This is a genomic window from Isoptericola dokdonensis DS-3 (genome assembly GCF_001636295.1).
In the GTDB taxonomy this organism is placed as follows: domain Bacteria; phylum Actinomycetota; class Actinomycetes; order Actinomycetales; family Cellulomonadaceae; genus Isoptericola; species Isoptericola dokdonensis.
In genome coordinates this window covers 900,303-922,669 of record NZ_CP014209.1, presented here as the reverse complement: position 1 = coordinate 922,669, position 22,367 = coordinate 900,303, and the positions used below count along the sequence as shown (strand labels likewise).

Annotated in this window: 20 protein-coding genes; 13 read left to right on the top strand and 7 right to left on the bottom strand. The window is 73.4% G+C overall.

Features of this window, described 5'->3' with window-relative positions; genetic code table 11:
* The 5 genes from I598_RS04410 to I598_RS04390 all read left to right on the top strand — a co-directional run bounded on the left by I598_RS04410 (position 1) and on the right by I598_RS04390 (position 6,707).
* Positions 1 to 1,164 carry a TIGR03364 family FAD-dependent oxidoreductase gene (locus tag I598_RS04410; protein WP_068201626.1) on the top strand — a complete coding sequence of 388 codons (1,164 nt, stop codon included), beginning with the start codon at positions 1 to 3 and terminating at the stop codon, positions 1,162 to 1,164.
* 64 nt (positions 1,165 to 1,228) lie between these two features.
* Positions 1,229 to 1,888, top strand: a complete 660-nt coding sequence (locus I598_RS04405) for a phosphonatase-like hydrolase (protein WP_068201625.1) — start codon at positions 1,229 to 1,231, stop codon at positions 1,886 to 1,888.
* Positions 1,889 to 2,065: 177 nt separating this feature from the next.
* Positions 2,066 to 3,232 carry an L-rhamnose isomerase gene (gene rhaI, locus I598_RS04400; RefSeq protein WP_068201624.1) on the top strand — a complete coding sequence of 389 codons (1,167 nt, stop codon included), beginning with the start codon at positions 2,066 to 2,068 and terminating at the stop codon, positions 3,230 to 3,232.
* A 35-nt stretch (positions 3,233 to 3,267) separates the two neighbouring features.
* Entirely contained in the window at positions 3,268 to 5,304 is a 2,037-nt protein-coding gene (locus I598_RS04395) for a bifunctional rhamnulose-1-phosphate aldolase/short-chain dehydrogenase (RefSeq protein WP_068201623.1), read from the top strand.
* Positions 5,301 to 6,707: a rhamnulokinase gene (locus I598_RS04390; RefSeq protein ID WP_068201621.1), complete on the top strand. Its 1,407-nt coding sequence runs from the start codon at positions 5,301 to 5,303 to the stop codon at positions 6,705 to 6,707. Before I598_RS04395 ends, I598_RS04390 begins: the two co-directional genes overlap by 4 nt.
* Positions 6,708 to 6,761: 54 nt before the next feature.
* On the opposite strand, the gene I598_RS04385 is transcribed toward I598_RS04390, so the two are convergent.
* The gene (locus tag I598_RS04385) at positions 6,762 to 8,135 is read right to left on the bottom strand and encodes a glutamate decarboxylase (RefSeq protein ID WP_068201619.1); all 1,374 of its coding nucleotides are present in this window, start codon (positions 8,133 to 8,135) and stop codon (positions 6,762 to 6,764) included.
* A 285-nt stretch (positions 8,136 to 8,420) separates the two neighbouring features.
* Between I598_RS04385 and I598_RS04380 the strand changes: the two genes are divergently transcribed.
* From I598_RS04380 to I598_RS04350, 7 genes are all read left to right on the top strand, one after another.
* A complete protein-coding gene (locus I598_RS04380; RefSeq protein ID WP_068201611.1) occupies positions 8,421 to 9,422 on the top strand; it encodes an FUSC family protein in 1,002 nt (333 codons plus the stop codon).
* A gap of 110 nt (positions 9,423 to 9,532) precedes the next feature.
* A complete protein-coding gene (locus tag I598_RS04375; protein ID WP_083972867.1) occupies positions 9,533 to 10,591 on the top strand; it encodes a response regulator in 1,059 nt (352 codons plus the stop codon).
* A gap of 14 nt (positions 10,592 to 10,605) precedes the next feature.
* The gene (locus tag I598_RS04370) at positions 10,606 to 11,601 is read left to right on the top strand and encodes an ATP-grasp domain-containing protein (protein ID WP_198155751.1); all 996 of its coding nucleotides are present in this window, start codon (positions 10,606 to 10,608) and stop codon (positions 11,599 to 11,601) included.
* Positions 11,598 to 12,338: a PHP domain-containing protein gene (locus tag I598_RS04365; protein WP_068201609.1), complete on the top strand. Its 741-nt coding sequence runs from the start codon at positions 11,598 to 11,600 to the stop codon at positions 12,336 to 12,338. The genes I598_RS04370 and I598_RS04365 overlap by 4 nt, the downstream gene beginning before the upstream one ends.
* Positions 12,335 to 13,807, top strand: a complete 1,473-nt coding sequence (locus tag I598_RS04360; RefSeq protein ID WP_068201605.1) for a glycosyltransferase family 2 protein — start codon at positions 12,335 to 12,337, stop codon at positions 13,805 to 13,807. The genes I598_RS04365 and I598_RS04360 overlap by 4 nt, the downstream gene beginning before the upstream one ends.
* Positions 13,804 to 14,001 carry a hypothetical protein gene (locus I598_RS04355; RefSeq protein ID WP_068201601.1) on the top strand — a complete coding sequence of 66 codons (198 nt, stop codon included), beginning with the start codon at positions 13,804 to 13,806 and terminating at the stop codon, positions 13,999 to 14,001. Before I598_RS04360 ends, I598_RS04355 begins: the two co-directional genes overlap by 4 nt.
* Entirely contained in the window at positions 13,998 to 15,713 is a 1,716-nt protein-coding gene (locus I598_RS04350) for a PAS domain-containing sensor histidine kinase (RefSeq protein WP_083972865.1), read from the top strand. Before I598_RS04355 ends, I598_RS04350 begins: the two co-directional genes overlap by 4 nt.
* Before the next feature lie 4 nt (positions 15,714 to 15,717).
* On the opposite strand, the gene I598_RS04345 is transcribed toward I598_RS04350, so the two are convergent.
* From I598_RS04345 to I598_RS04320, 6 genes are all read right to left on the bottom strand, one after another.
* On the bottom strand, positions 15,718 to 16,950 hold the full coding sequence (locus I598_RS04345; RefSeq protein WP_068201600.1) for a glutathionylspermidine synthase family protein: 1,233 nt from the start codon (positions 16,948 to 16,950) through the stop codon (positions 15,718 to 15,720).
* Entirely contained in the window at positions 16,950 to 17,372 is a 423-nt protein-coding gene (locus I598_RS04340) for a DUF350 domain-containing protein (protein ID WP_083972863.1), read from the bottom strand. Before I598_RS04340 ends, I598_RS04345 begins: the two co-directional genes overlap by 1 nt.
* A gap of 36 nt (positions 17,373 to 17,408) precedes the next feature.
* Positions 17,409 to 17,792: a tRNA-dihydrouridine synthase gene (locus I598_RS04335; protein ID WP_198155750.1), complete on the bottom strand. Its 384-nt coding sequence runs from the start codon at positions 17,790 to 17,792 to the stop codon at positions 17,409 to 17,411.
* Complete coding sequence (locus I598_RS04330; RefSeq protein ID WP_198155749.1) at positions 17,789 to 19,159, bottom strand: APC family permease; 1,371 nt, start codon at positions 19,157 to 19,159, stop codon at positions 17,789 to 17,791. The genes I598_RS04335 and I598_RS04330 overlap by 4 nt, the downstream gene beginning before the upstream one ends.
* Positions 19,156 to 19,599: a potassium channel family protein gene (locus tag I598_RS17815; protein ID WP_068201598.1), complete on the bottom strand. Its 444-nt coding sequence runs from the start codon at positions 19,597 to 19,599 to the stop codon at positions 19,156 to 19,158. The genes I598_RS04330 and I598_RS17815 overlap by 4 nt, the downstream gene beginning before the upstream one ends.
* Before the next feature lie 164 nt (positions 19,600 to 19,763).
* Entirely contained in the window at positions 19,764 to 20,618 is an 855-nt protein-coding gene (locus I598_RS04320; RefSeq protein ID WP_068201597.1) for a formate/nitrite transporter family protein, read from the bottom strand.
* A 100-nt stretch (positions 20,619 to 20,718) separates the two neighbouring features.
* Between I598_RS04320 and abc-f the strand changes: the two genes are divergently transcribed.
* Positions 20,719 to 22,317: a ribosomal protection-like ABC-F family protein gene (gene abc-f, locus I598_RS04315; RefSeq protein ID WP_068201595.1), complete on the top strand. Its 1,599-nt coding sequence runs from the start codon at positions 20,719 to 20,721 to the stop codon at positions 22,315 to 22,317.
* Positions 22,318 to 22,367: the final 50 nt, after the last annotated feature.

Sequence of the window (22,367 nt, the reverse complement as noted above, 5' to 3'; positions counted from 1 at the left end):
ATGACCGGTCCCGCACCGACCCCCGTCCCGTCCGTCGGCACGCGGTCCGCCACCGGCCGCCACGTGGTCGTCGTGGGCGCCGGCGTGGTGGGCCTGGGCGTGGCTGCCGAGGCCCACCGCCGGGGCCACCGGGTGACCGTCGTCGAGCAGGCGGCGGGCGTGACCGGCTCGTCGGTGCAGAACTTCGGGCACGTCTGCACCACGGCGCAGGCCGGGGACGCGCGTCGGTACGCGCTCGCCGCCCGGGAGCGGTGGATCGCGCTCGGCTCCGCGGCCGGGTTCGACGTCGCGGCGGTCGGCACCCACGTGGTGGCGCGCAGCGCGGCCGAGCTGCGGCTGCTCGGCGAGCTGGCCGCCGAGCGCGGCGAGGAGGAGGTCCGTCTCCTGGACGTCGCGGAGGTCCGGGCGGTGGCCCCGATGCGGGCCGACGACGTGGTCGGGGGCGCGCACCTGCACCTCGACCTGCTCGTCGACCCGCGCGCGGCGGCACCCGCGCTCGCCCGCTGGCTCGCCTCCCAGGGCGTGGCGTTCCGCTGGCGCACCGCCGTGCGGGGCGTCGCCCCCGGCCGGGTCGAGACCACGCGGGGCGTCGTCGAGGGGGACGTCGTCGTGGTCGCCGTCCACCACGACCTCGACCGCCTGCTGCCGGATCTCGCGGAGGAGGTCGGGCTGCGGCGCTGCCGGCTGCACATGCTGCGGGTGCGGCCCGGCACGCCGCACGGCCTGGCCGCGCCCCTGCTCACCGGCTGGTCGATGGTGCGGTACGCCGCCTTCGCCGTGTGCCCGTCGGCCGCCGACGTCGCGGCCGAGCTCGCCGCCGCCGACCCGGACGGCGCCCGGTGGGACGTGAACCTCATGGCGACGCCGCAGGGCGGGACCCTGATCCTCGGGGACACCCACCTGCGCGCCACCGACGCCCCCGTGTTCCAGGACGAGGAGGGTTTCGACCTGCTGCTGCGCCTGGGCCGCGACCTGCTCGGCCGCGACGACCTGCGGGTGCTCGAGCGCTGGCAGGGCACGTACGCCACGGCCCCGGGACGTGAGTTCCTCGTCGCCGAGCCGGCACCCGGCGTGCACGTCGCGGTCGTCACCACCGGGATCGGCATGACCACCGGCCTCGGGCTCGCCGTCGACGTCCTCGACCGCGCAGGTCTCACCGACTGACCACCCCTGCACCCCGAGCCCGCGCTCGGGTCTGGACCGCACCACCGACCGGAAGGACCACCTCATGATCGACCTCGCCGCCCTGGACATCGCCGGCACCACCGTGGAGGAGGGCGGCGCCGTCTACCGCGCGCTGCACGACGCCGTGCGCCGGCACGGCAGCGCCGCCGACGTCGCGGACGTCGCCCGCTGGATGGGGGCGGACAAGCGCACCGCGATCCGCGCCCTGCTGGAGCTCGGGGGGGACACGTCGGCCGTCGAGCCGGCGTTCGTCGACTTCGAGAAGCTGTTGCGCGAGGCCTACGACACGACGCCGCCGGCGCCGATGCCGGGTGTCCTCGACGCGTTCACCGCGCTGCGGGACCATGGCGTCCGCATCGTCCTGACCACGGGCTTCTCCGCGGACGTCACCGGGCTGCTGCTCGACCGCCTCGGTTGGGCCGACGGCCTGCTGGACGCCGTGGTGACCACCGACGACGTCCCTTCCGGGCGTCCGGCACCGTACATGGTGCACCGGGCGATGGAGCGCACCGGCGTCACCGACGTCGCCCGGGTGCTGACCGTCGGCGACACCGTGCTGGACCTGGAGGCCGGCACGAACGCCGGGGCCGGCCTGGTCGTGGGGGTCCTCAGCGGCGGCGTGCCCCGCGCGGTTCTCGAGGCGGCCCCGCACACGCACGTGGTGGACAGCGTGGCGGACGTGCCCGCGCTGCTGCGGGGCTGAGTGCGGCTCGGCCGGAGCGGCCGGCCGGCGGCATCGCGGGGGCGTCGCGACCGCGGCGTCCCCGCGAGGGTCCGGGCCGCGGCCGCGCGTGCTTGACACCGGCGAGGGGGGCCCCTAGATTCACGCTTGAATCGTTTCAAGCATCGTCGCCGGCGATGCCGATCGGGGGAGTGCCAGATGGTCAGGTTCGAGGACGTCACGACCCGGTTGGAGGGCCTCGCGATCGAGGTCCCGTCGTGGGCGTACGGCAACAGCGGGACGCGGTTCAAGGTGTTCTCCACCCCGGGCACGCCGCGCACGGTCGAGGAGAAGATCGACGACGCGGCGCAGGTGCACCGGTTCACCGGGGCGGCCCCCACGGTGGCGCTGCACATCCCATGGGACGAGGTCGACGACTACGCGGCGCTGCGCCGCCACGCCGCCGACCAGGGCGTCGGGCTCGGCACGATCAACTCGAACACGTTCCAGGACGACGCGTACAAGTTCGGCTCCCTGACCGCCGCCGACCCGGCCGCCCGCCGCCAGGCGATCGACCACCACCTGCGGTGCCTCGAGATCATGGGCGCCACGGGCTCGCGCGACCTCAAGATCTGGCTGGCCGACGGCTCGAACTACCCGGGACAGAACGACCTGCGCCGGCGCCAGGACACCCTGGCGGAGTCCCTCGCGGAGATCTACGCCCAGCTCGGCGACGAGCAGCGGCTGGTGCTGGAGTACAAGTTCTTCGAGCCGGCCTTCTACGCGACCGACGTCCCGGACTGGGGCACCTCGTACGCGCAGGTCGCCGCCCTGGGCGAGCGCGCCGTCGTCTGCCTCGACACGGGCCACCACGCGCCCGGCACCAACATCGAGTTCATCGTCATGCAGCTCCTGCGGCTCGGCAGGCTCGGCGCGTTCGACTTCAACTCGCGGTTCTACGCCGACGACGACCTCATCGTCGGCGCCGCCGACCCGTTCCAGCTCTTCCGGATCCTCTTCGAGGTCGTCCGCGGCGGCGGGCTCGACCCGGCGGCGGGGGTCGCGTTCATGCTCGACCAGTGCCACAACGTCGAGGACAAGATCCCCGGCCAGATCCGCTCGGTGCTGAACGTGCAGGAGATGGCGGCGCGCGCGCTGCTCGTGGACACCGACGCGCTGGCGGCCGCCCAGGCGGCGAACGACGTCCTCGGCGCGAACGCCGTCCTCATGGACGCCTTCTACACCGACGTGCGCCCGCACCTGGCCGCATGGCGCGAGTCGCGGGGGCTGCCCGCCGACCCGATGGCGGCGTTCGCCGCGTCGGGCTACCAGCACCGGATCGCGGCCGACCGCGTCGGCGGCACCCAGGCCGGCTGGGGCGCCTGAGCGCCCTCGACACCCCACACCGAACAGGACCTGAGATGACACACCCCACCGTCGCCGAGCTCGTCGCCCGCAGCAACCGGCTGGGCGCCGACCCGCGGAACACCAACTACGCCGGCGGCAACACGTCCGCCCAGGGCACGGACGTCGACCCCGTCACCGGCGAGCCCGTCGAGCTGCTGTGGGTCAAGGGGTCCGGGGGCGACCTCGGCACCCTCACCGAGCAGGGCCTGGCCGTGCTGCGGCTCGACCGCCTGCGCGCCCTCGTCGCCGTCTACCCGGGCGTCGACCGCGAGGACGAGATGGTCGCCGCGTTCGACTTCTGCCTGCACGGCAAGGGCGGCGCCGCACCGAGCATCGACACGGCCATGCACGGGCTCGTGGACGCCGCGCACGTGGACCACCTGCACCCGGACGCCGGGATCGCCATCGCGACGGCGGCCGACGGCCCCGCGCTGACGACGGCGATCTTCGGCGACAAGGTCGTCTGGGTGCCCTGGCGCCGGCCCGGCTTCCAGCTCGGGCTCGACATCGCGGCCGTCAAGGCGCAGAACCCGCAGGCGGTCGGCACGATCCTCGGCGGCCACGGGATCACCGCGTGGGGCGACACGTCCGCCGAGGCCGAGGCGAACTCACGGTGGATCATCGAGACCGCCGCCGCCCACATCGCCGAGCACGGCAGCCAGGACCCGTTCGGCGGCGCGCGCGCCGGCTTCGAGGCCGTGCCGGACGACGAGCGCCGCGCCCGCGCGGCCGCGCTCGCGCCGACGATCCGCGGCCTGGCCTCCACCGACCGGCCGATGGTCGGCCACTTCACGGACGCCGACGTCGTGCTCGACTTCCTCGCGTCCGCCAAGGCGCCGGCGCTCGCGGCGCTGGGCACCAGCTGCCCCGACCACTTCCTGCGCACCAAGGTCAAGCCGATGCTGCTCGACCTGCCTGCCACGGCGACCACCGCCGAGCAGATCGCCCGCCTGCGCGAGCTGCACGCCGAGTACCGCGCCGACTACCAGGCGTACTACGACGCCCACGCCACGCCCGACAGCCCGGCGATGCGCGGCGCCGACCCCCTCATCGTGCTGGTTCCCGGCGTCGGCATGTTCTCCTACGGGGCGAACAAGCAGACCGCGCGCGTCGCCGGCGAGTTCTACGTCAACGCGATCAACGTGATGCGCGGCGCCGAGGCGCTGTCCACCTACACGCCGATCTCCGACGCCGAGAAGTTCCGGATCGAGTACTGGTCGCTGGAGGAGGCCAAGCTGGCGCGCATGCCGAGGCCGAAGAGCCACCAGGGGCGCATCGCGTTCGTCACCGGCGCGGCGTCCGGCATCGGCAAGGCGATCGCCACCCGGCTCGCCGCAGAGGGCGCCTGCGTCGTCGTCGCCGACCTCGACCTGGCCAAGGCCCAGGCGGCCGCGGCCGAGCTGGGCTCCACCGACGTCGCGATCGGCGTCGCCGCGAACGTCGCCGACGCCGCCGCGGTGCAGGCCGCGATCGACGCGACCGTCCTCGCGTTCGGCGGCATCGACCTCGTCGTCAACAACGCCGGCCTGTCCCTGTCGAAGCCGCTGCTGGAGACCACCGAGGCGGACTGGGACCTCCAGCACGACGTCATGGCCAAGGGGTCGTTCCTCGTGGCGAAGACCGCCGCCCGGGCGCTCGTCGACCAGCAGATGGGCGGCGACGTCGTCTACATCTCCTCGAAGAACAGCGTCTTCGCCGGCCCGAACAACATCGCCTACTCGGCGACCAAGGCCGACCAGGCCCACCAGGTCCGGCTGCTGGCGGTCGAGCTCGGCGAGCACGGCGTGCGCGTCAACGGGATCAACCCCGACGGCGTCGTGCGCGGCTCCGGCATCTTCGCCTCCGGCTGGGGCGCGAACCGCGCCGCGACCTACGGCGTCGCCGAGGAGGACCTCGGCCAGTTCTACGCGAACCGCACCATCCTCAAGCGTGAGGTCGTCCCCGAGAACGTCGCCGACGCCGTGTACGTCCTCACCGGCCCCGAGCTGTCCCGCACGACCGGCCTGCACGTGCCCGTCGACTCGGGCGTCGCCGCGGCGTTCCTGCGATGACGGCCGGCGTGGTCGCCGCGGTCGACCTCGGGGCGACCAGCGGTCGCGTGGTGATCGGCCGCGTAGGCGGCGGCACGCTCGACGTCCAGGACGTCCACCGGTTCCCCAACCGGCCCGTGCGGACCCGGGACGGCCTGCACTGGGACGTCCTGGACCTGTACCGCAACGTCCTCGAGGGGCTGCGCAAGGCGTTCGACGTCGAGCCGGGGATCGTCAGCATCGGCATCGACTCCTGGGCCGTGGACTACGGGCTGCTGCGCGGCGACCGGCTGCTCGGCGACCCCTACCACTACCGCGACGAGCGCACCGCGCGCGGCGTCGCCGCCGTGGACGACGTCGTCGGGCGCGCCGAGCTGTACGCCGCCAACGGGCTGCAGTTCCTGCCGTTCAACACGCTCTACCAGCTCGCGGTCGACCGGGACGAGGGGATGCTCGACGTCGCCACGTCGATGCTGCTCGTGCCCGACCTCCTCGCGTTCTGGCTCACCGGCGAGCGGCGGGCCGAGCGCACCAACGCCTCGACCACCGGGCTGCTCGACGTCACCACGGGCGACTGGGACGACGCGCTCGTCGCCCGGCTCGGCCTGCCGCGCGCCCTGTTCGCGCCGGTCGTCGAGCCGGGGGAGCGGATCGGGACCCTCACGGCCGACGTGGCGGCGGTAGTCGGGGGCCGGCCGGTACCGGTCGTGGCCGTCGGGTCGCACGACACGGCGTCGGCCGTCGTCGCGGTGCCGCTGCCGGGTCCCGGGTCGGCGTACATCTGCTCGGGGACCTGGTCGCTGATCGGCACCGAGACCGACGCGCCCGTCCTGACGCCCGAGAGCCGCGCCGCGAACTTCACGAACGAGGGCGGCGTCGACGGCCGCACCCGCTACCTGCGCAACGTCATGGGGATGTGGCTCGTCAACGAGTGCGTCGCCGCCTGGCAGGCCGCCGGTCACCCGGCCGACCTGCCCGCGCTCCTCGACGAGGCCGCGACGATCGACGACCCCGTCGTGCTCGACGTCGAGGACCCGTCGCTCGTGCCCGCGGGCGACATGCCGGCGCGGCTCGTCGCCCTCGCGCCCGGCCTCGCCGGAGCGTCGCCCGCCCGCGTGCTGCGCTCGATCGTCGAGAGCCTCGCCGTCGCCTACGCCCGCACCCTCGATGCGCTCGAGACGCTCACCGGGGACAGCCTCGACACCGTCAACGTCGTGGGCGGCGCCAGCCTCAACCGGCTGCTCTGCCAGCGGCTCGCCGACCTCTCCGGACGGGTCGTGCTCGCCGGCCCCGTCGAGGCGACCGCCACCGGCAACCTCCTCGTGCAGGCACGGGCCGCCGGCCTGCTCGACGGCACCCTGGAGGACCTGCGCGCCCTCGTCGCCCGTACCCACCCGCCCCGGCGGCACGACCCGCGTCGCTGAGAGCACGCGCCCGCGGTCCGGCGCCCACCAGGTGTCGGGTGCGAGCCCCGCAGGTCAGTGTCCGCTGCCGGTGACGACCTTGCGCCGTTCCGACTCGTGGACGCCACCCTTCTTGTCCAGGGTCGCGCAGGCCTCCTCGATGTCCCGTGCAAGGGTGTCGACGTGTTCGCGGCTGAGCGTCTGCTTGACGAGAGCCCGCATGATCGTGACGTCCTGCGCGTCGGGCGGCAAGGTGTACGCCGGGACCATCCAGCCGCGTTCGGCGGACAGCTGCCAGGCGATGTCGAACTCGTCGTACGCCTGGGGTTCCGCGAGGCGGAACGCGACCAGCGGCAGCTGCTCCTCGTCGGCCCCGATCAGCTCGAAGCGACCCATGGCCTGCAGCTTCTCTGCCAGGACACGGGCGTTGAGCTGCATGTTGCGCATGACATAGGTGTATCCGTGGCGGCCGTACCGCACCAGGTTGTAGTACTGCGCGAGGACCATCGCGGAGCCCGTGGAGAAGTTCAGGGTGAACGTCGCGTCGGTCTTGCCGAGGTAGTTCTCCTCGAAGACGAGCTCCGGCGCGAGGTCGGACCGTTCGCGGAAGATCAGCCAGCCGATGCCGGGGTAGACGAGCCCGAACTTGTGGCCGGACACGTTGATGGACCGGACCTGCTCGAGGCGGAAGTCCCACGGCGAGTCGGGGTAGAGGAACGGCCACACGAAGCCGCCGCTCGCGGCGTCGACGTGCAGGGGGACGTCGATCCCGCGCTCCTGCTTGAGCCGCACGAGGAGCTGGTCGATGCCGACGACGTCGTCCTTGTGCCCGGTGAACGTGGTGCCGAGGACGGCGGCCACCCCGATCGTGTTCTCGTCGACGTGCGGTGCGACGTCCTCCGGGCCGATCGTGTACTTGCCGGGCTTCAACGGGACGATCCGGGGTTCGACGTCGAAGTACCGGCAGAACTTCTCCCACACGACGTGGACGTCGCCGCCGAACACGAGGTTCGGGCTGGACGTCGACGCACCGGCGGACTCGCGGCGCTTGCGCCAGTTCCACTTCAGCGACAGCGCGCCCAGCATGATCGCCTCCGAGGACCCCTGCGTGCGGGCCCCCGTCGTCTCCCCGGGGGCGTGGAACAGGTCGGCGAGCATGCGGATGCACCGCTGCTCGATCTCCGCCGTCCGGGGGTACTCCGCGTGGTCGATGAAGTTCCGGTGCAGGTTCGCGGCGATCACCCGCTGCGCCTCGGGCTCCATCCAGGTGGTCACGAACGTCGCCAGGTTGCGGGCCGGGTCGCCCTCCAGGGCCAGGTCCTCCCCGACCAGCCGCATCGCGTCGACGGCGGACATGCCGCCGGTGGGAAAGCTGCTGGTCGGCACCTCCTCGATGGCGAAGCGGTTGCCGAACATCTCTGCGTCGTCGTCGTGCGGCAGGGTCCCCATGGTCTGCTCCTCCGCCCGGTCCTCGGCACAGGGTGTGCCCGACGTGCGTGGAGCCAGTCACTCCGGATCTGGACCCAGCGGTCGCCGCCGTGTTCTCGAGCTCCTCCGAGTGTCGACCCGTTCGCCGTCGGACGCCTATCGACGCGATGCTGCCGAACGACGTGGTGCCCGGCTTCACGGCGGCTGCCCGGCTGTCGACGTCCGAGGTGCCGTCGACACCTGGTCACGACCCGCGTCGCTGAGGGACGTCGCGCAGGACGTGGTGGCCGCGGCTAGCGTGGCCGCATGCCGTCGTCGGACAGCCCGGAACGAGGGCCGCTGAGCTGGTCGTGGTCGCGCCTCGGGCTGGGTGTCGCGTACGCGGCGCCGGCGACCGTCGTGGCCTTCGACGACCCGGCGCGGGGGCTCGCGCTGGCGGTCGGCGTGCTGCCGGCGGCTGCGGTCGGCCTGCCGGCGAGCCGGCGGCGTCGGGCCGGTGTGGTCGGGGTGGGTGCGCTGGCCGGCGTCTCGATGGTGATCGGCTCCGTCGTCGCGCCCTACCCGGTCGTCGCCGTGCTGACGGTGTTCGCGCTGTGCGTCGCCGTCGCGGCCGCCGTCGCCGTGCCGGGCCGACGCCTCGCCCCGCTGGCGATGGCGCTGGGGCTGCCGCTGGTGGGGGCGGGGCTGTCGTTCGACTCGGTGGGGTCGGCGGCAGGCATGGCTCTGCTGATGCTCGCGGGCTCGGTGTACGCCTGGCTCGTGTCCCTCGCCTGGCCGGAGCGGGACGTGCCGCAGCCGCCGGCCCGGCCCGTGCCGGCGCGGCGCGCGATGCTGGTCTACGGGGTGCAGATCGGCGTCGCGGGCGCGGTGGCGGCCGCGATCGGCCTGGCCCTCGGCCTCGACCACCCGGGCTGGGCCTGCACGACGGCGCTGCTCGTGAGCCGTCCACGCCTGCGGGACGCGCACGTGCGGGAGGTCGGGCGGTCGCTGAGCGTCCTGGCCGGGTCGCTGCTGGCCTGCGTGATCGCGCTCGCGGGACCGAGCGACGGCGTCCGGGCGCTGCTCGTGGTGGTCGCCCTCGCCGGGGCCGCCGCGACCGCGGGCAGCCGCTGGTACGTCATGCCCTTCTTCTCGACCTTGCTCGTGCTGTCCCTGCTGCTGGTCGGCGACGAGACCCACGCCGGGCACTGGTTCGCCGAACGGGTCGGCGAGACGCTCCTCGGGGTCGCCCTCGCGCTGGCCGCCGCCTGGACGGTGCCCCGCGTCGCCGCCACGGTGGCCACAGCCCGGAGGGTTCGCCGCGGCTGACGGGCCACGGGACGTGCCCCGGCGTGCGGCGGTGGGGACCGCTCCTCGCGCGCCCTCGACCGTCCTTTGGCATCGTGACCTCATCGGACGAGGTGCGGGGGAGGATCGCGGTGGAGGATGCACGACCGGTCCGGGTGCTCGTCGTCGAGGACGACCCGGACGCCGCGATCTACGTGGCCACGGTGCTGCGGCGGACGGGCGGCATGGAGACGGCGGTGGTCGAGGACGGCGTGTCGGCGCTGGCGCGGCTGCGGGCCGAGCGTTTCGACCTGCTGGTGACCGACATCGAGCTGCCGGGCATGTCGGGTCTCGAGGTCGTCCGGGCGATCCGTGCCGAGGGGTCACGCCTGCCGGTCATCGTCATGACGGCGTACGCGAGCGTCGACTACGCGGTCGAGGCCCTGCGCGACGACGCCGACGAGTTCCTCGTGAAGCCGCTCGACTCCGCCAGGCTGGTGGACCGGGCGCGGACGCTCGTCGAGAGAGCCCGCCAGGCCGGCACCCCGACGCCCCGCGAACGCGTGCTCGCGGTCGGCGCTCACCCCGACGACGTGGAGATCGGCGCCGGGGCCACGCTGGCCGCGCACCGCGCGATCGGCGACGACGTCACCGTGCTCACCCTGTCCCGCGGCGCGGTCGGCGGGCAGCCGTCGGCGCGGGAGCACGAGTCGCGGGCGGCCGCCGCCGTCATCGGTGCCGACCTGGTGCTGCTCGACTTCGAGGACACCCGGATGGAGCCGCTCGCGGCGGTCATCCGGGCGATCGAGGAGGTCGTCGCCGACGTCGACCCGACCATCGTGTACACCCACACCGCCAACGACCGCCACCAGGACCACCGGGCCGTCCACCAGGGCGTCGAGGTCGCGGCACGGCGCGTCCCCACGGTGCTGTGCTACCAGAGCCCCTCGGCCACGATCGACTTCAAGCCCGCCCGCTTCTCGCCCGTCGACGAGCACATCGAGACGAAGCTGCGGATGCTCGCCGCCTTCGCGTCGCAGGCGCACCGCGACTACATGCAGCCCGAGTCGGTGCGGGCGACCGCCCGCTACTGGTCGAGGTTCGGCGTCGGCACCTACGCCGAGCCGATGGAGGCGCTGCGTGCCGTCGGGCGCCTCGGGCTGCTGGTCGGCGACCATGCGGGCGTGCACGGCCAGAGCCCGCTCCACTGACGGAAGGACGCACGATGACGCGAGTGCTGGTGACCGGTGCGGGAGGACCCGCCGGGGTGGCCGTGATCCGTTCGCTGCTGGCCCGGGGCGACGTCGCGGTGCACGCCGCCGACATGGACCGGTGGGCCAGCGGGATCTACCTCGTCGAGGCGGACCGGCGCCGGCTCGTCCCGCCCGGACTGGCGGACGGGTTCGTCGACGAGGTCGTGGCGCTGTGCGACCGGGACCGTGTCGAGGTGCTGTTCGCCACCGTCGACGTCGAGCTGCCGCGGCTGGCGGCGGCGCGCGACCGGCTGGCGGACGTCGGCACCGTCCTGGCCTCGCCGTCCCTGGAGACCCTCGAGACGGCGCTCGACAAGCTCGCGCTGGCCCGGGCGTGCGCACCGCACCTGCGCGTGCCCCGCACGGAGCTGCTCGGCACGCAGGGCGCCGACGAGGGGTGGACCTTCCCGGTGATCGTCAAGCCGCGCCGCGGCGCCGGTTCGCGGGGGGTACGGCTCGTCACCGACCATGCCGAGCTGGTCGCGACCAGCGCCGCCGAGGACCTGCTCGTCCAGGAGCTGCTGCCCGGCGACGAGTACTCCGTGGACGTGCTGGCGGACCTGGACGGCCACGTCGTGGCGGCCGTGCCGCGGGCCCGCCTGCGCGTCGACTCCGGCGTGTCCGTGGCCGGCGTGACGGTGCACGACGAGGAGCTGATCGCGACCGCCGCGGAGGTCGCCCGCGTCATCGGCCTGACGACCGTCGCCAACGTCCAGCTCAAGCGCGACGCCGACGGCGTGCCCGCCCTGCTGGAGGTGAACCCGCGGTTCCCGGGCGCCATGCCCCTGACCGTCGCGTCCGGGGTCGACATGCCGTCGATCACGCTCGACGCCGTGCTCGGGCGGCCGGTCCCTGCCCGCCTCGACTTCCGCGAGGTCGCGAACGTCCGGTTCCTGGAGGACAGGTTCCTCCCGCTCGACGAGGTCCTGCCCGCCCTCGAGGCAGCGGCCGGCCCGGGGGAGCGGTGACGGACGCCGGCACCGCCGCCCGCGGTGGCGTCGACCTGCGGGGCGACCACCACGTGCACTCCACCTTCTCGGACGACGCGCACAGCACCCCGGCGGAGAACCTCGCCGCCGCGACCCGACGAGGCCTGACCCGGATCCGCATGGTGGAGCACGTCCGGGTCGCCGCGACCCACGTGCCGGACTTCCTCGCCGCCGTCGCCGCGCTCGACGTCCCCGACGGGCTGACGGTCCGCACCGGCATCGAGGCGAAGATCCTCGACACCGCCGGAACCGTGGACGCGCCCGCCGACGTCCTGGCCGCCGTCGGCACCCGCGCAGGTCCCGGCCGGGTGCTCCTCGCGGACCACCAGCTCCCCGCACCCGACGGACCCTGGTCACCCTCTGCCACGCGGGAGCGCCTCGCGGCCGGCCTGGACCCGGCCGACGTCGTCGGGCATCTCGTGACCGCCTACGTGAACGCCCTCGCCGCCTCCGGGCCGGCGCAGCTCGCGCACCCGTTCTCCGTCCTGCCCAAGGTCGGGCTGGACGAGTCCCACGTCGACGACGACCACCTCACGGCCCTCGTCGCCGCGCTGCTCGCGGCCGACGGCGTCGTCGAGATCAACGAGAAGTGGCGGTGCCCCGGCGACCGGGTCGTCGCCGAGCTGCGCGCCGCGGGCGTCCCGCTCGTCGCGTCGACCGACGCCCACCACGCCGGGGACGTCGGTGCCTACCGGTGGCTCGCGGGGGAGCCGTGACGGACGTCCTGCTCCAGGTCCTGGAGGTCCTCTGCGTCGCGGCGGTCGCCCTGGGGGCCGTGCCGGTCGTCGTCGGCGTCTACCAGTACCTGCTCGTGCCGGTCCATGCCGTGACGAACCACTGGCCGCGGTCGGCGCCCTACCTGCCGCGCGTCGTCGTGGTGCTGCCGGCCTGGAACGAGGGCGCCGTGCTGGAGCCGTCCCTCGAGCGGCTCATGCACCTCGAGTACCCCCCGGACCGGTTGCGCGTGCTCGTCGTCGACGACGCCAGCACCGACGACACCCCCGACGTCGCCCGGGCGATGGCCGCCCGCTACCCGGGACGCATCCGGCACCTGCGCCGCGAGCAGGGCGGGCAGGGCAAGGCGCACACCCTCAACCACGGCATCCGCCAGGCGCTCGCGGACGACTGGATGGAGGCGCTGCTCGTCATGGACGCCGACGTCATCTTCGCGCCGGAGTCCCTGCGCCGGATGACCCGGCACCTGGCCGACCCCGAGATCGGTGCCGTGACGGGCTACATCGCCGAGGGCAGCCGGCGTCCCGCCGCGGTGGCCCGGTTCGTCGGGTTCGAGTACGTCGCCGCGCAGGCGGCCGCGCGCCGCGCGCAGAACGTGCTCGGGGCGATGGCCTGCCTGGCGGGCGGCGCCCAGCTCCACTCGCGGGTCAACCTGGAGGCGATCGGCGGGGAGATCGACACCACCACGCTCGCGGAGGACACCTGCACGACGTTCCTCACCCAGCTCGGCGGGCGTCGCGTCGTGTTCGACCCCACGGTCCACGTGCTCGCCGAGGAACCGGCGTCGATCCGGGCCCTGTGGAAGCAGCGGCTGCGGTGGGCCCGCGGGAACGTGCAGATCACGTCCCGGTTCCGCAAGGTCTGGTTCCGGCCCTCGCGCGACCACCGGCTGGGGTCGGTCTCGTTCGGGGTCGTCTGGTTCTCGGTGTTCGGCCTGCCGGTCGCGGCCGTGCTCGCCTCGGTGGGTCTGGTCGTGCTCCATGCGGTGAACGACGTCGCCGCCCTGGAGCTCTTCACCTGGCTCTGGTGGCTCGCCGTCGTGGCCTACGTCTACGTCACCCTGCTCACCCTCATGCTGGACCACCGCACCGCCCGGCGCGCGTGGTTCGAGGGCCTCGCCTTCCCGGGCCTCGGCGCGATCGTGGTCATGGTGGCGGCCTGGCGTCCGAACACCTGGCTCGAGCTCGTCGGGATCGACGTGACCCAGGAGACCCGCACGGTGCTGCTGTACGTGCTGTACGCCTGGCCCCTGGTGGCGATGATGCTCGCCTGGCTGCTCAAGCTCCTGGACGGCGTCGTGCGGTGGCGGTGGGTGACGAGCCTGCTGCTGTACGTCGTCGGGTTCGGACCCCTGCTGTGCGCCGTCACGCTCGACTCCTACCTCAAGGAGGCGCAGGGCGCGGCGGCGACCTGGGACAAGACCGAGAAGACGGGAAGGGTGATGGGATGACGCCACGCCACGCCGCGACGGACGAGCCTCCCGACGACCGGTCGGACTGGTGGGCCACGCTCGACGACGACGCGCTGCGCGACGAGACGGAGACGAACCGGCGCCGTGAGCGGTGGCTCCTCCTGGCCGCCCCTCTCGCGATGGCCGGAGCCGCCGTGGTCCTCGTGCTGCACGGCGGGCCCACGGCGACGTGAACACCGGCGACGCCCCCTGGATCCCGCGCCTCCAGGTCGCGCACCTCCCGCTCAACAGCGTGCTGCAGCGGCAGGTCGCGTTCGCGGCGATCTTCGGGATCTCGGTGGCGGTGCTCCCGGTGGTGATCGCCCACCTCGACGAACCGGTGCTCGTCGTGGCCGCGGTCCTCGTGGAGGTGGCGGTGCTGATGGCGGCGGCGTTCCTGCCCTGGGGGCGCTGGGCGCCCGCCGCGCAGGACCTGCTGCCGGTCACGTCCGTCGGGGCGCTGCTGCTCCTGCAGCGGGGGACGTCGGGCGAGCTGCTCTACTTCTCCATCCTCGTCCTGCTGCCCGTGACCACCCTCGCCTGGACGAGCGGACGGCGCGGGGTCCTGCTCGGGACGGCGCTGGCGACGATCAGCGTCCTGGTGCCCGCGGTGTGGATCGAGGACTTCGCGAGCACGGGGGTCACGGTGTACCGGGGCATCCTCGTGCCGCTCGTCGCGTTCGTCCTCGCCGTCTTCGTGTCCGACGCCGCACAGGGTCTGCGCGCCCGTGCTGCGGCGCAGAGCGCGCTGGCCGACCAGCTGCGGACGTCCCGCGACCTCATGGCCGGGCTCGTGGAGGCCGCCACCGAGCAGGCCATCGTGGGCACCGACGTGACCGGCACGGTCGAGGTCTTCAACAAGGGGGCCGAACACCTCAGCGGCCGGGCGGCACAGGACATGATCGGGCGCCCGCTCCTCGAGCTCGGTGTCTCCGCCGAGCTCGACGCGGTGGCGCTCGAGCAGGGCCACCGGATCCCGCCCGGCCCCGAGGGCGACCCGCAGCGGTGGTCGGTCCTGGTGGGCAGCGCGGCGCACGGCCTGGCGTTCCAGCACGACTGGACGCTCGTCGGCCGGGAGCGCACGCGGGTGGTGCGGCTGACGGTCACGCGGCGCACGCCCCTGCCGGGCGACGAGGAGCAGGGCTATCTGTTCGTGGCGACCGACGTCACCGCCGAGCGCGAGTCGGAACGGGCCAAGGACGAGTTCCTCGGTTACGTCAGCCACGAGCTGCGCACCCCGATCTCGTCGGTCCTCGGCTACCTGGAGCTGCTCCGGCTCGACGACGACGACCTCTCCGCCGAGCAGCGCGGCTACCTCGAGGTGATCGAACGCAACGCGCAGCGGCTGCTGCACCTCGTCGAGGACCTCCTGCTGCGTGCCCAGGTCGACGCGGGTGGCTTCGTGGTGCGCCAGGAGCCCACCGACCTCGCCGACGTCCTGGCGGCCGCCGTGCGCTCCGCCGTCCCGTTCGCGATCTCGCAGGACCTGGCGCTGGTCGACTCCACGCCGGGCCCGGTGGCGTTGTCGGCCGATCCGGTGCGACTGGGGCAGATGGTCGACAACCTGCTGTCCAACGCCCTGAAGTTCACCCCGGCGGGCGGGCGCGTGGAGGTCCGCGCGGTACGAAGCCAGGCGCCCGACGGCGCGCCGCAGGCGGTGCTGACCGTGCAGGACGACGGCGTCGGCATCCCCGCGGACGAGGTGCACCGGCTCACCGACCGCTTCTTCCGCGCGACGACGGCGACCAGGCGCCGGGTCCCCGGCGTCGGGCTCGGGCTGTCCATCACCCAGGCCATCGTCGACGCGCACGACGGGGAGCTGGCGATCAGCAGCGTCGAAGGGGCGGGCACGACGTTCACCGTGACCCTGCCGGCCGGCACCGCTCCGGCGGCCGAGCCGGTGTGACCCGTCACTCGTCGAGCCAGGCCTGGACCTGCGCGTCGTCGGGCATGCGGGCGTCGCCGATGACGTGCGGGACGACGCGGGAGAAGTAGTCGGTGACGGGCCCGTCGGACTCGCGCACCAGACATCCGGCCGCGACGCCGCCGATCACCCACGACCCGAGCACGACGCGGTTGCCGTCGAAGTCGGGCAGAGGGACGTACTGCTGGTAGACCAGCGGCTGGTCGCCGTACGCGCCGTCGTTGACCTGGCGCACGTCGTCGGCGTGCACGTGCACGTTGTCGCCCTCGCGGCCCCACAGCGGCTTGGCGACCCACTGGGTCAGGCCCCGCGGCTCGCCCAGGTAGGCAGGCAGCAGGTTCGGGTGCCCGGGGAACAGGTCCCACAGCACGGGCAGGATCGCCTTGGTGGACAGCAGGAGCTTCCACGCGGGCTCCAGCCACTGCACGGGGCGGGCCTCCCGGCCGGCGAGCACGTGCGCGCCGAACGGCTCGTGGAGCATGTCCTCCCACGGGTAGAGCTTGAACGCCGCACGGACCGGCAGGCCGAAGTCGTCGACGAACTGCCGGGCGTCCGCGGCGTCGTCCCAGCCGAGCCCCTGGATCGGGTGGCCGTACGTGCGCACCCCGGCGAGCGCGGCGGTGTCCCGCAGGTAGGTGGTCGTCATCTCCTCCTCGCCGGACTCGTCGACGTCCGAGTGCAGGAAGTGCACGCCGTCGGGGTACCGGCCGGACTCCTCGGAGTCCGTCCACCAGCGCACGAGCCGGTCGTGCAGCGAGTTCCACTGGTCCCGGTACGGGAAGACGTCCTCCAGCCAGCCCCACTGCGCCACCGCGGTCTCGACCAGCCCGGTCGGTGTGTCGCCGTTGATCTCCAGCATCTTCGCCGCGCCGACGCCGTCGTAGACGAGGTCGAACCGGGCGTACACCGACGGGTCGCCCCGGTCGAGCGACGCCTTCGCGAGCGCCAGCGCGCCGGACGGCAGGCCCAGGTCGGCGTCGGTGTAGCGGCGCGTCATCTCCCGCGCCGCCTCCAGGCACATCCCGTACAGCTCGTCGGTGGCGGACTCCAGACGCTCCACCTCGGCCATCGAGAAGTCGTACCAGGCGGACTCGTTCCAGTACGGCACGTCCGTCGCGGTGCCGTCCGGCCCGTCGACCGGGGTGACGGGGAAGACGAGGCCCTGCGACTCGACCTTCTCCCGCCAGCCCAGGCGCGGGGTGATCTCGTGGCGACGCATCAGGCGATCGAGGCGACCACGACGAGGGCGACCGCGACGATGACGCCGGCGCTGACGCCGGCCAGCGGCACGACCGGGCCGGGCACGGTGACCTCCTCGCCGAGCGTCCCCGGCGTGACGGCGTCGACGAGCCGCCACGCGAGGGCCTGGAGCAGCACGCCGACGAGGCTGAACGCCAGCGTCCAGGCCAGCGCCACCCCGAACGCGGACTCGGCGTTCGTCCAGATCGCGGTGAAGATGATGAGGCCCTGCGCCACCATCCACGTCGCCGACACGAGGGCCGCGGAGTGCGAGGTGTGCAGGTGCTCGCCCAGCTTGCCGGGGGTGAGGACGTCCAGCACCTTCCAGGACGCGATGAGCACGAGGGTGCCGACGACGCAGTACGCGGCGCCGTAGGACAGGGCGGAGAGCAGGTCGATCACGTCGAGCCTTTCGAGGGGACGGGCAGGGAGAGGAGGTCAGGAGCCGATCTTGCCGCTGCCGCCGAAGCCGCCGCGGGAGACGGTGCCGCCGTCGGACGAGACCCCGCCCTTGGCCGTGGTGCCGGTGAGGGTCTTCGAGTCGTACGTGCCGCCCGTCGTCGCGTACGACGTCCCGACCGCGGGGGCACGGGACCCGGAGCGCACGTAGTACCAGTAGTGCCCGCCGCCGGAGCTGCTGGAGACGTAGTCGTCGTCGTCCTCGTCGCAGAGGTCGTCGTCGACCCGGAGCTGGGTCTCCGGGTCGACGCAGATCGCCCGGTTGTCGGCGGCGGGGGCGCAGCCGGTGAGCGAGGCGGCCACGACCGTCGTCAGGCCGAGGGCGACGGACCGGCTGCGCATCCGCCGGGTGGACGAGGTCACAGGGCTTCCTCCAGGGAGGTCGGGGCAGGGCGGCGTCCCCGCAGCAGCGGGACACCGAGCAGGACGGACAGGGCGACCACCAGCAGCGACACGCCGCTGAGGTCGACGACGGAGACGACGAGCACGCCGGCGAAGACGACGGCGGCCAGCCCTGGCACGACGACGCGCCACAGCGGGCGGACGGCGTCGTCGGCCCACGGGTAGCGCAGGGTGGCGACGGTGGTGACGAGGTAGTAGCCGGAGACGAGCACCGCGGTGGCGGCGACGGAGTCGTACAGGACGTCCTCCGACAGGCAGACGAGCAGCACGTACAGGCCGACCGACGCGGCCGTGAACACCCAGGTGGCGGTCGAGGGCGTGCCGAACCGGGAGACGTCGGCGAGGCGGGGGGAGCCGACGCCGTCGCGACCCATCGCGAGCATGGTGCGGGTCGTGGGGAGCACGGTGGTCTGCGCGGAGGCCAGGCCCGAGACGAGCACGGCGGCGAGCAGCACGTGCCCGCCGGTGGTGCCCATGAGGTCACCGGCCAGGACGACGAAGAAGTCGTCGTCGGCGACCTCGGCGAGCCGCTCGGTGCCCGCCCAGGTGACCGCCGCCCACGTGACGACGACGTACAGCACGACGAGCACCGCGTTGGCGGTGAGCGCGGCCCACCCGGGCGTCTCGCGAGGGTCGTCGGACTCCTCGTTCGTGGAGAACGACGAGTCCCAGCCCCAGTAGAGGAACACCGCGGCGAGGAACGCGGCGCTCCAGCCCGACACGCCCCCGACGCCCGTGGCCTGCCACGTGGGCCAGGTGAGCCGTTCGGCCTCGGCGAGCGCCGTACCCGCGAACCACAGCAGCGCCACGAGCTCGACGCCGACGAGCACGGCCTGGAGCCGGGCCGCGAGCTGGATCCCGCGGTAGGCGAGCCACGCCATGACGACGATCCCCGCGGAGCCGACCACGGCCCGCGCCGGCGTGGAGCCGACCAGGTCGTCCGCGCCGAGCAGCACGAACGCGTAGTCGGCGGCCACCAGCGCCAGGTTCGCCATGACGAGCAGGCAGGCGGCGATCGTCAGCCAGCCGGACAGCGCGCCCGTGCGCGGGCCGATCGCGCGCTGCGCCCACGCGTAGGCGGTGCCGCAGTCCGGCTGGGCCCGGTTGAGCTCGCGGAAGCAGAGCGCCACCAGGACGACCGGGACGGCAGAGAGCAGCAGGGCCGTGGGGGCGGCGGTGCCGACGGCGGCGGCCAGGACCCCCACCGTGACGGCGAGGGAGTACGCGGGCGCCGTCGAGGCGATCCCGAAGACCGACGAGTCGAACCGGGAGACGGCGCCGGCCCGCAGCCCGGGACGAGAGGTCTCGACGGGGGTCGCGACGCTCACCGGTCCGCACCGCTCGCCGGGCGGTGCGCCTCCTCCACCGACTCCGGCACCGGGATCTGCAGGCGCTCGCAGACGAGGACGAGCATGTCGCGCACGTCGTCGACGTCGTCCTTGAGCTCCTCCTGCTCCTCGTGGGAGAACAGGTGCGGGTCCTGGACGAGGCGGGCCGCGAGGCGGGCCGTCGCGATCGCCACGAGGGCGACGCTGGAGACCATGAGCCACATCGCCAGCGCGCGGCCGGGCGCCGTGGTGGGGGAGAGGTCGCCGTACCCGGTGGTCGTCGCGGTCGTCACCGCCCAGTACAGGCCCTCCAGGTAGTCGGTGCGCTCCAGGAGCGCGAAGCCGCCCGCGCACACCGCCACGTTGACCACGATGGCCGTCACGACCCTGCGGCCGGAGTCGCACAACCACGACACGGCTCCGGTCAGCTGCTGGAACACGACAGGCCCCTCCTGCTGGGATTCATCACCAGCGGGACATTCCGGACCGGCGCGGTCCGGAGCATAGGGGCGGCGGGCCGGGGGTGTCCAACCTCTCCCGAGGCGTGGGAGGGCGCGGCGGTCTTGTTCCAGGGGCGCGTGCCCCGGTCGCGGGACAGCGCGGGCTACGTGCCGTCGGTGGACCGGACCCGGCGCAGGTAGCGGCGGTCGTCGTTGGCGAAGGCGTAGTAGTACCCGATGAGCAGCCCGCCGCCGAGGAAGTTCCCCGCGAGCACGATCGCGAGGTTCCCCAGCGCGAGGCCGACGTCGATCCCGTGCGTCAGGCCCACGATCGTGAAGAGCGCCGTGTTGGCGACCGAGTGCTCGAACCCGACGAACGCGAAGACGAAGACGCTCATGACCATCACGAGCACCTTGGTGATGTCCTCCTTGATGAGCCCGTTGTACACGAGCAGCATGGCGAGGTTGATCATGAAGTTGCACAGCACGGCCCGCACGAACAGGTCGGACCAGCCGGCGAGCCCCTCGCCGAGGTAGGCGAGCTTGTGGTCGACGGAGGCCTGCATCTGCTCGCCCACGGCGCCGTCGACGAGGGTGGAGGCGAGCAGGGCCAGGGCGATCGCGAGGCCGCCCAGGGCGTTGCCCAGGTAGCACAGCGCCAGCACGCGGACGCCCCGCCACCGGGTGATCCGCCGGTGGTAGCGCCCGATCGACACGATCATCATGTTCGACGTCAGCAGCTCGGACTTGCTGTAGTAGATGAACACCAGCGCGAAGCCGAAGACCAACGCGCCGACCATGGTCCCCAGCCCGGCCAGGGACCCGTCGCCGATGCCGGCGAACGCGGCGACGACCGTGTAGTTCGTGACGTACATGATCCCGATGACGATCCCGGCCATCGCGGCGCGCATGAGGTAGACGTGTGCCAGCCGGCCGCTCATCGTCGTCTTCGTCTCGAGCGCGTCGAGCACCGTGGAGATGAACTGCCTGCCAGGGAACAGCCCGCCCTGATCCGTCATGGCCACAGGCTCGCACGTGACGGGCGTCGCTGCCCCGGCGGCCCGCCGAGCCGTAGACTGGCCGACGGTCCCCACCCCGCTCCCGAAGGACACCCCTGCCTTGATCACCGCCCACGGCGTCGAGCTGCGCATCGGCGCCCGCGTCCTGCTCCACGAGGCCACGTTCCGCGTGGCCTCCGGCGACCGCATCGGCCTGGTGGGCCGGAACGGTGCCGGCAAGACCACGCTGACCAAGACGCTCGCGGGGGAGACCCTGCCCACCGGCGGCAAGATCACGCGCGGCAACGAGATCGGCTACCTGCCGCAGGACCCGCGCACCGGCGACCTCGACGTGCTCGCCCGCGACCGCGTGCTGTCGGCCCGCGGGCTCGACCACATCGTCACGCAGATGCGCGAGGCCGAGAAGAACATGGCCAGCGAGGACCCGGCCGTCCAGGCCGCGGCGATGGAGCGGTACCCGAAGCTGGAGACGAGGTTCCTCGCCGCGGGCGGGTACGCCGCGGAGTCCGAGGCGGCCGTCATCACGACCAACCTCGGCCTCGACGAGCGCGTCCTCGGTCAGCCGCTCGGCACGCTCTCGGGCGGTCAGCGCCGCCGCATCGAGCTCGCGCGCATCCTGTTCTCGGGCGTGCAGACGCTCCTGCTGGACGAGCCCACCAACCACCTCGACGCCGACTCCATCACCTGGCTGCGGGACTACCTCAAGGCCTACGAGGGCGGCTTCGTCGTCATCTCCCACGACGTGGAGCTGCTGCGCGCCACCGTCAACAAGGTGTTCCACCTGGACGCCAACCGCGGCGAGCTCGACCAGTACAACCTCCGCTGGGACGCGTACCTCGAGCAGCGCGAGCAGGACGAGCGCCGCCGTCGTCGCGAGCGCGCGAACGCCGAGAAGAAGGCCGGGGCGCTCCTCGCGCAGGCCGACAAGATGCGCGCCAAGGCCACCAAGGCGACCGCCGCGCAGAACATGATGAAGCGCGCCGAGCGCATGCTCGCCGGCGTCGAGGGGGAGCGGCGCAGCGACAAGGTCGCCGCCCTGCGGTTCCCGAAGCCCGCGCCCTGCGGCCGCACGCCCCTCACCGCGACCGAGCTGTCCAAGAGCTACGGCTCGCAGGAGGTCTTCGCGGGGGTGGACCTCGCGATCGACCGCGGGTCGCGGGTCGTGATCCTCGGCCTCAACGGTGCCGGCAAGACGACGCTGCTGCGCATCCTCGGCGGCGTCGAGGCCCCCGACACCGGCGAGGTCGTGCCCGGGCACGGCCTGAAGATCGGCTACTACGCCCAGGAGCACGACACCCTCGACATGGACGCCACCGTCGTGGAGAACCTGCGGCACGCCGCGCCGGACCTCACCGACACCCAGGTGCGGTCCGTGCTGGGTTCCTTCCTGTTCAGCGGCGACGACGCCGACAAGCCCGCGCACGTGCTGTCCGGCGGGGAGAAGACCCGCCTCGCGCTCGCCACCCTGGTGGTCTCCGCCGCGAACGTGCTGCTCCTCGACGAGCCGACGAACAACCTCGACCCGGCGTCGCGCGCCGAGATCCTCGGCGCGCTCGACACCTACGAGGGCGCCGTCGTCATGGTCACCCACGACGACGGCGCGGTCGAGGCGCTGCACCCGGAGCGCGTCCTGCTGCTGCCCGACGGCGACGAGGACCTGTGGTCGGACGACTACGCCGAGCTCATCTCCCTCGCCTGAGTCGGAGGCGCAGCCGACGGTGGGCGTGAGGGACGAGCGTCCGCCGACGG

Excerpts from the sequence above, each read along its gene's own strand:
- I598_RS04345 (WP_068201600.1), bottom strand. The coding sequence starts at position 16,950 with ATGCGTCGCCACGAGATCACCCCGCGCCTGGGCTGGCGGGAGAAGGTC.
- I598_RS04385 (WP_068201619.1), bottom strand. The coding sequence starts at position 8,135 with ATGGGGACCCTGCCGCACGACGACGACGCAGAGATGTTCGGCAACCGC.
- I598_RS04390 (WP_068201621.1), top strand. The coding sequence starts at position 5,301 with ATGACGGCCGGCGTGGTCGCCGCGGTCGACCTCGGGGCGACCAGCGGT.
- I598_RS04410 (WP_068201626.1), top strand. The coding sequence starts at position 1 with ATGACCGGTCCCGCACCGACCCCCGTCCCGTCCGTCGGCACGCGGTCC.
- I598_RS04395 (WP_068201623.1), top strand. The coding sequence starts at position 3,268 with ATGACACACCCCACCGTCGCCGAGCTCGTCGCCCGCAGCAACCGGCTG.
- rhaI (WP_068201624.1), top strand. The coding sequence starts at position 2,066 with ATGGTCAGGTTCGAGGACGTCACGACCCGGTTGGAGGGCCTCGCGATC.
- I598_RS04355 (WP_068201601.1), top strand. The coding sequence starts at position 13,804 with ATGACGCCACGCCACGCCGCGACGGACGAGCCTCCCGACGACCGGTCG.
- I598_RS04370 (WP_198155751.1), top strand. The coding sequence starts at position 10,606 with ATGACGCGAGTGCTGGTGACCGGTGCGGGAGGACCCGCCGGGGTGGCC.
- I598_RS04320 (WP_068201597.1), bottom strand. The coding sequence starts at position 20,618 with ATGACGGATCAGGGCGGGCTGTTCCCTGGCAGGCAGTTCATCTCCACG.
- I598_RS04380 (WP_068201611.1), top strand. The coding sequence starts at position 8,421 with ATGCCGTCGTCGGACAGCCCGGAACGAGGGCCGCTGAGCTGGTCGTGG.
- I598_RS04405 (WP_068201625.1), top strand. The coding sequence starts at position 1,229 with ATGATCGACCTCGCCGCCCTGGACATCGCCGGCACCACCGTGGAGGAG.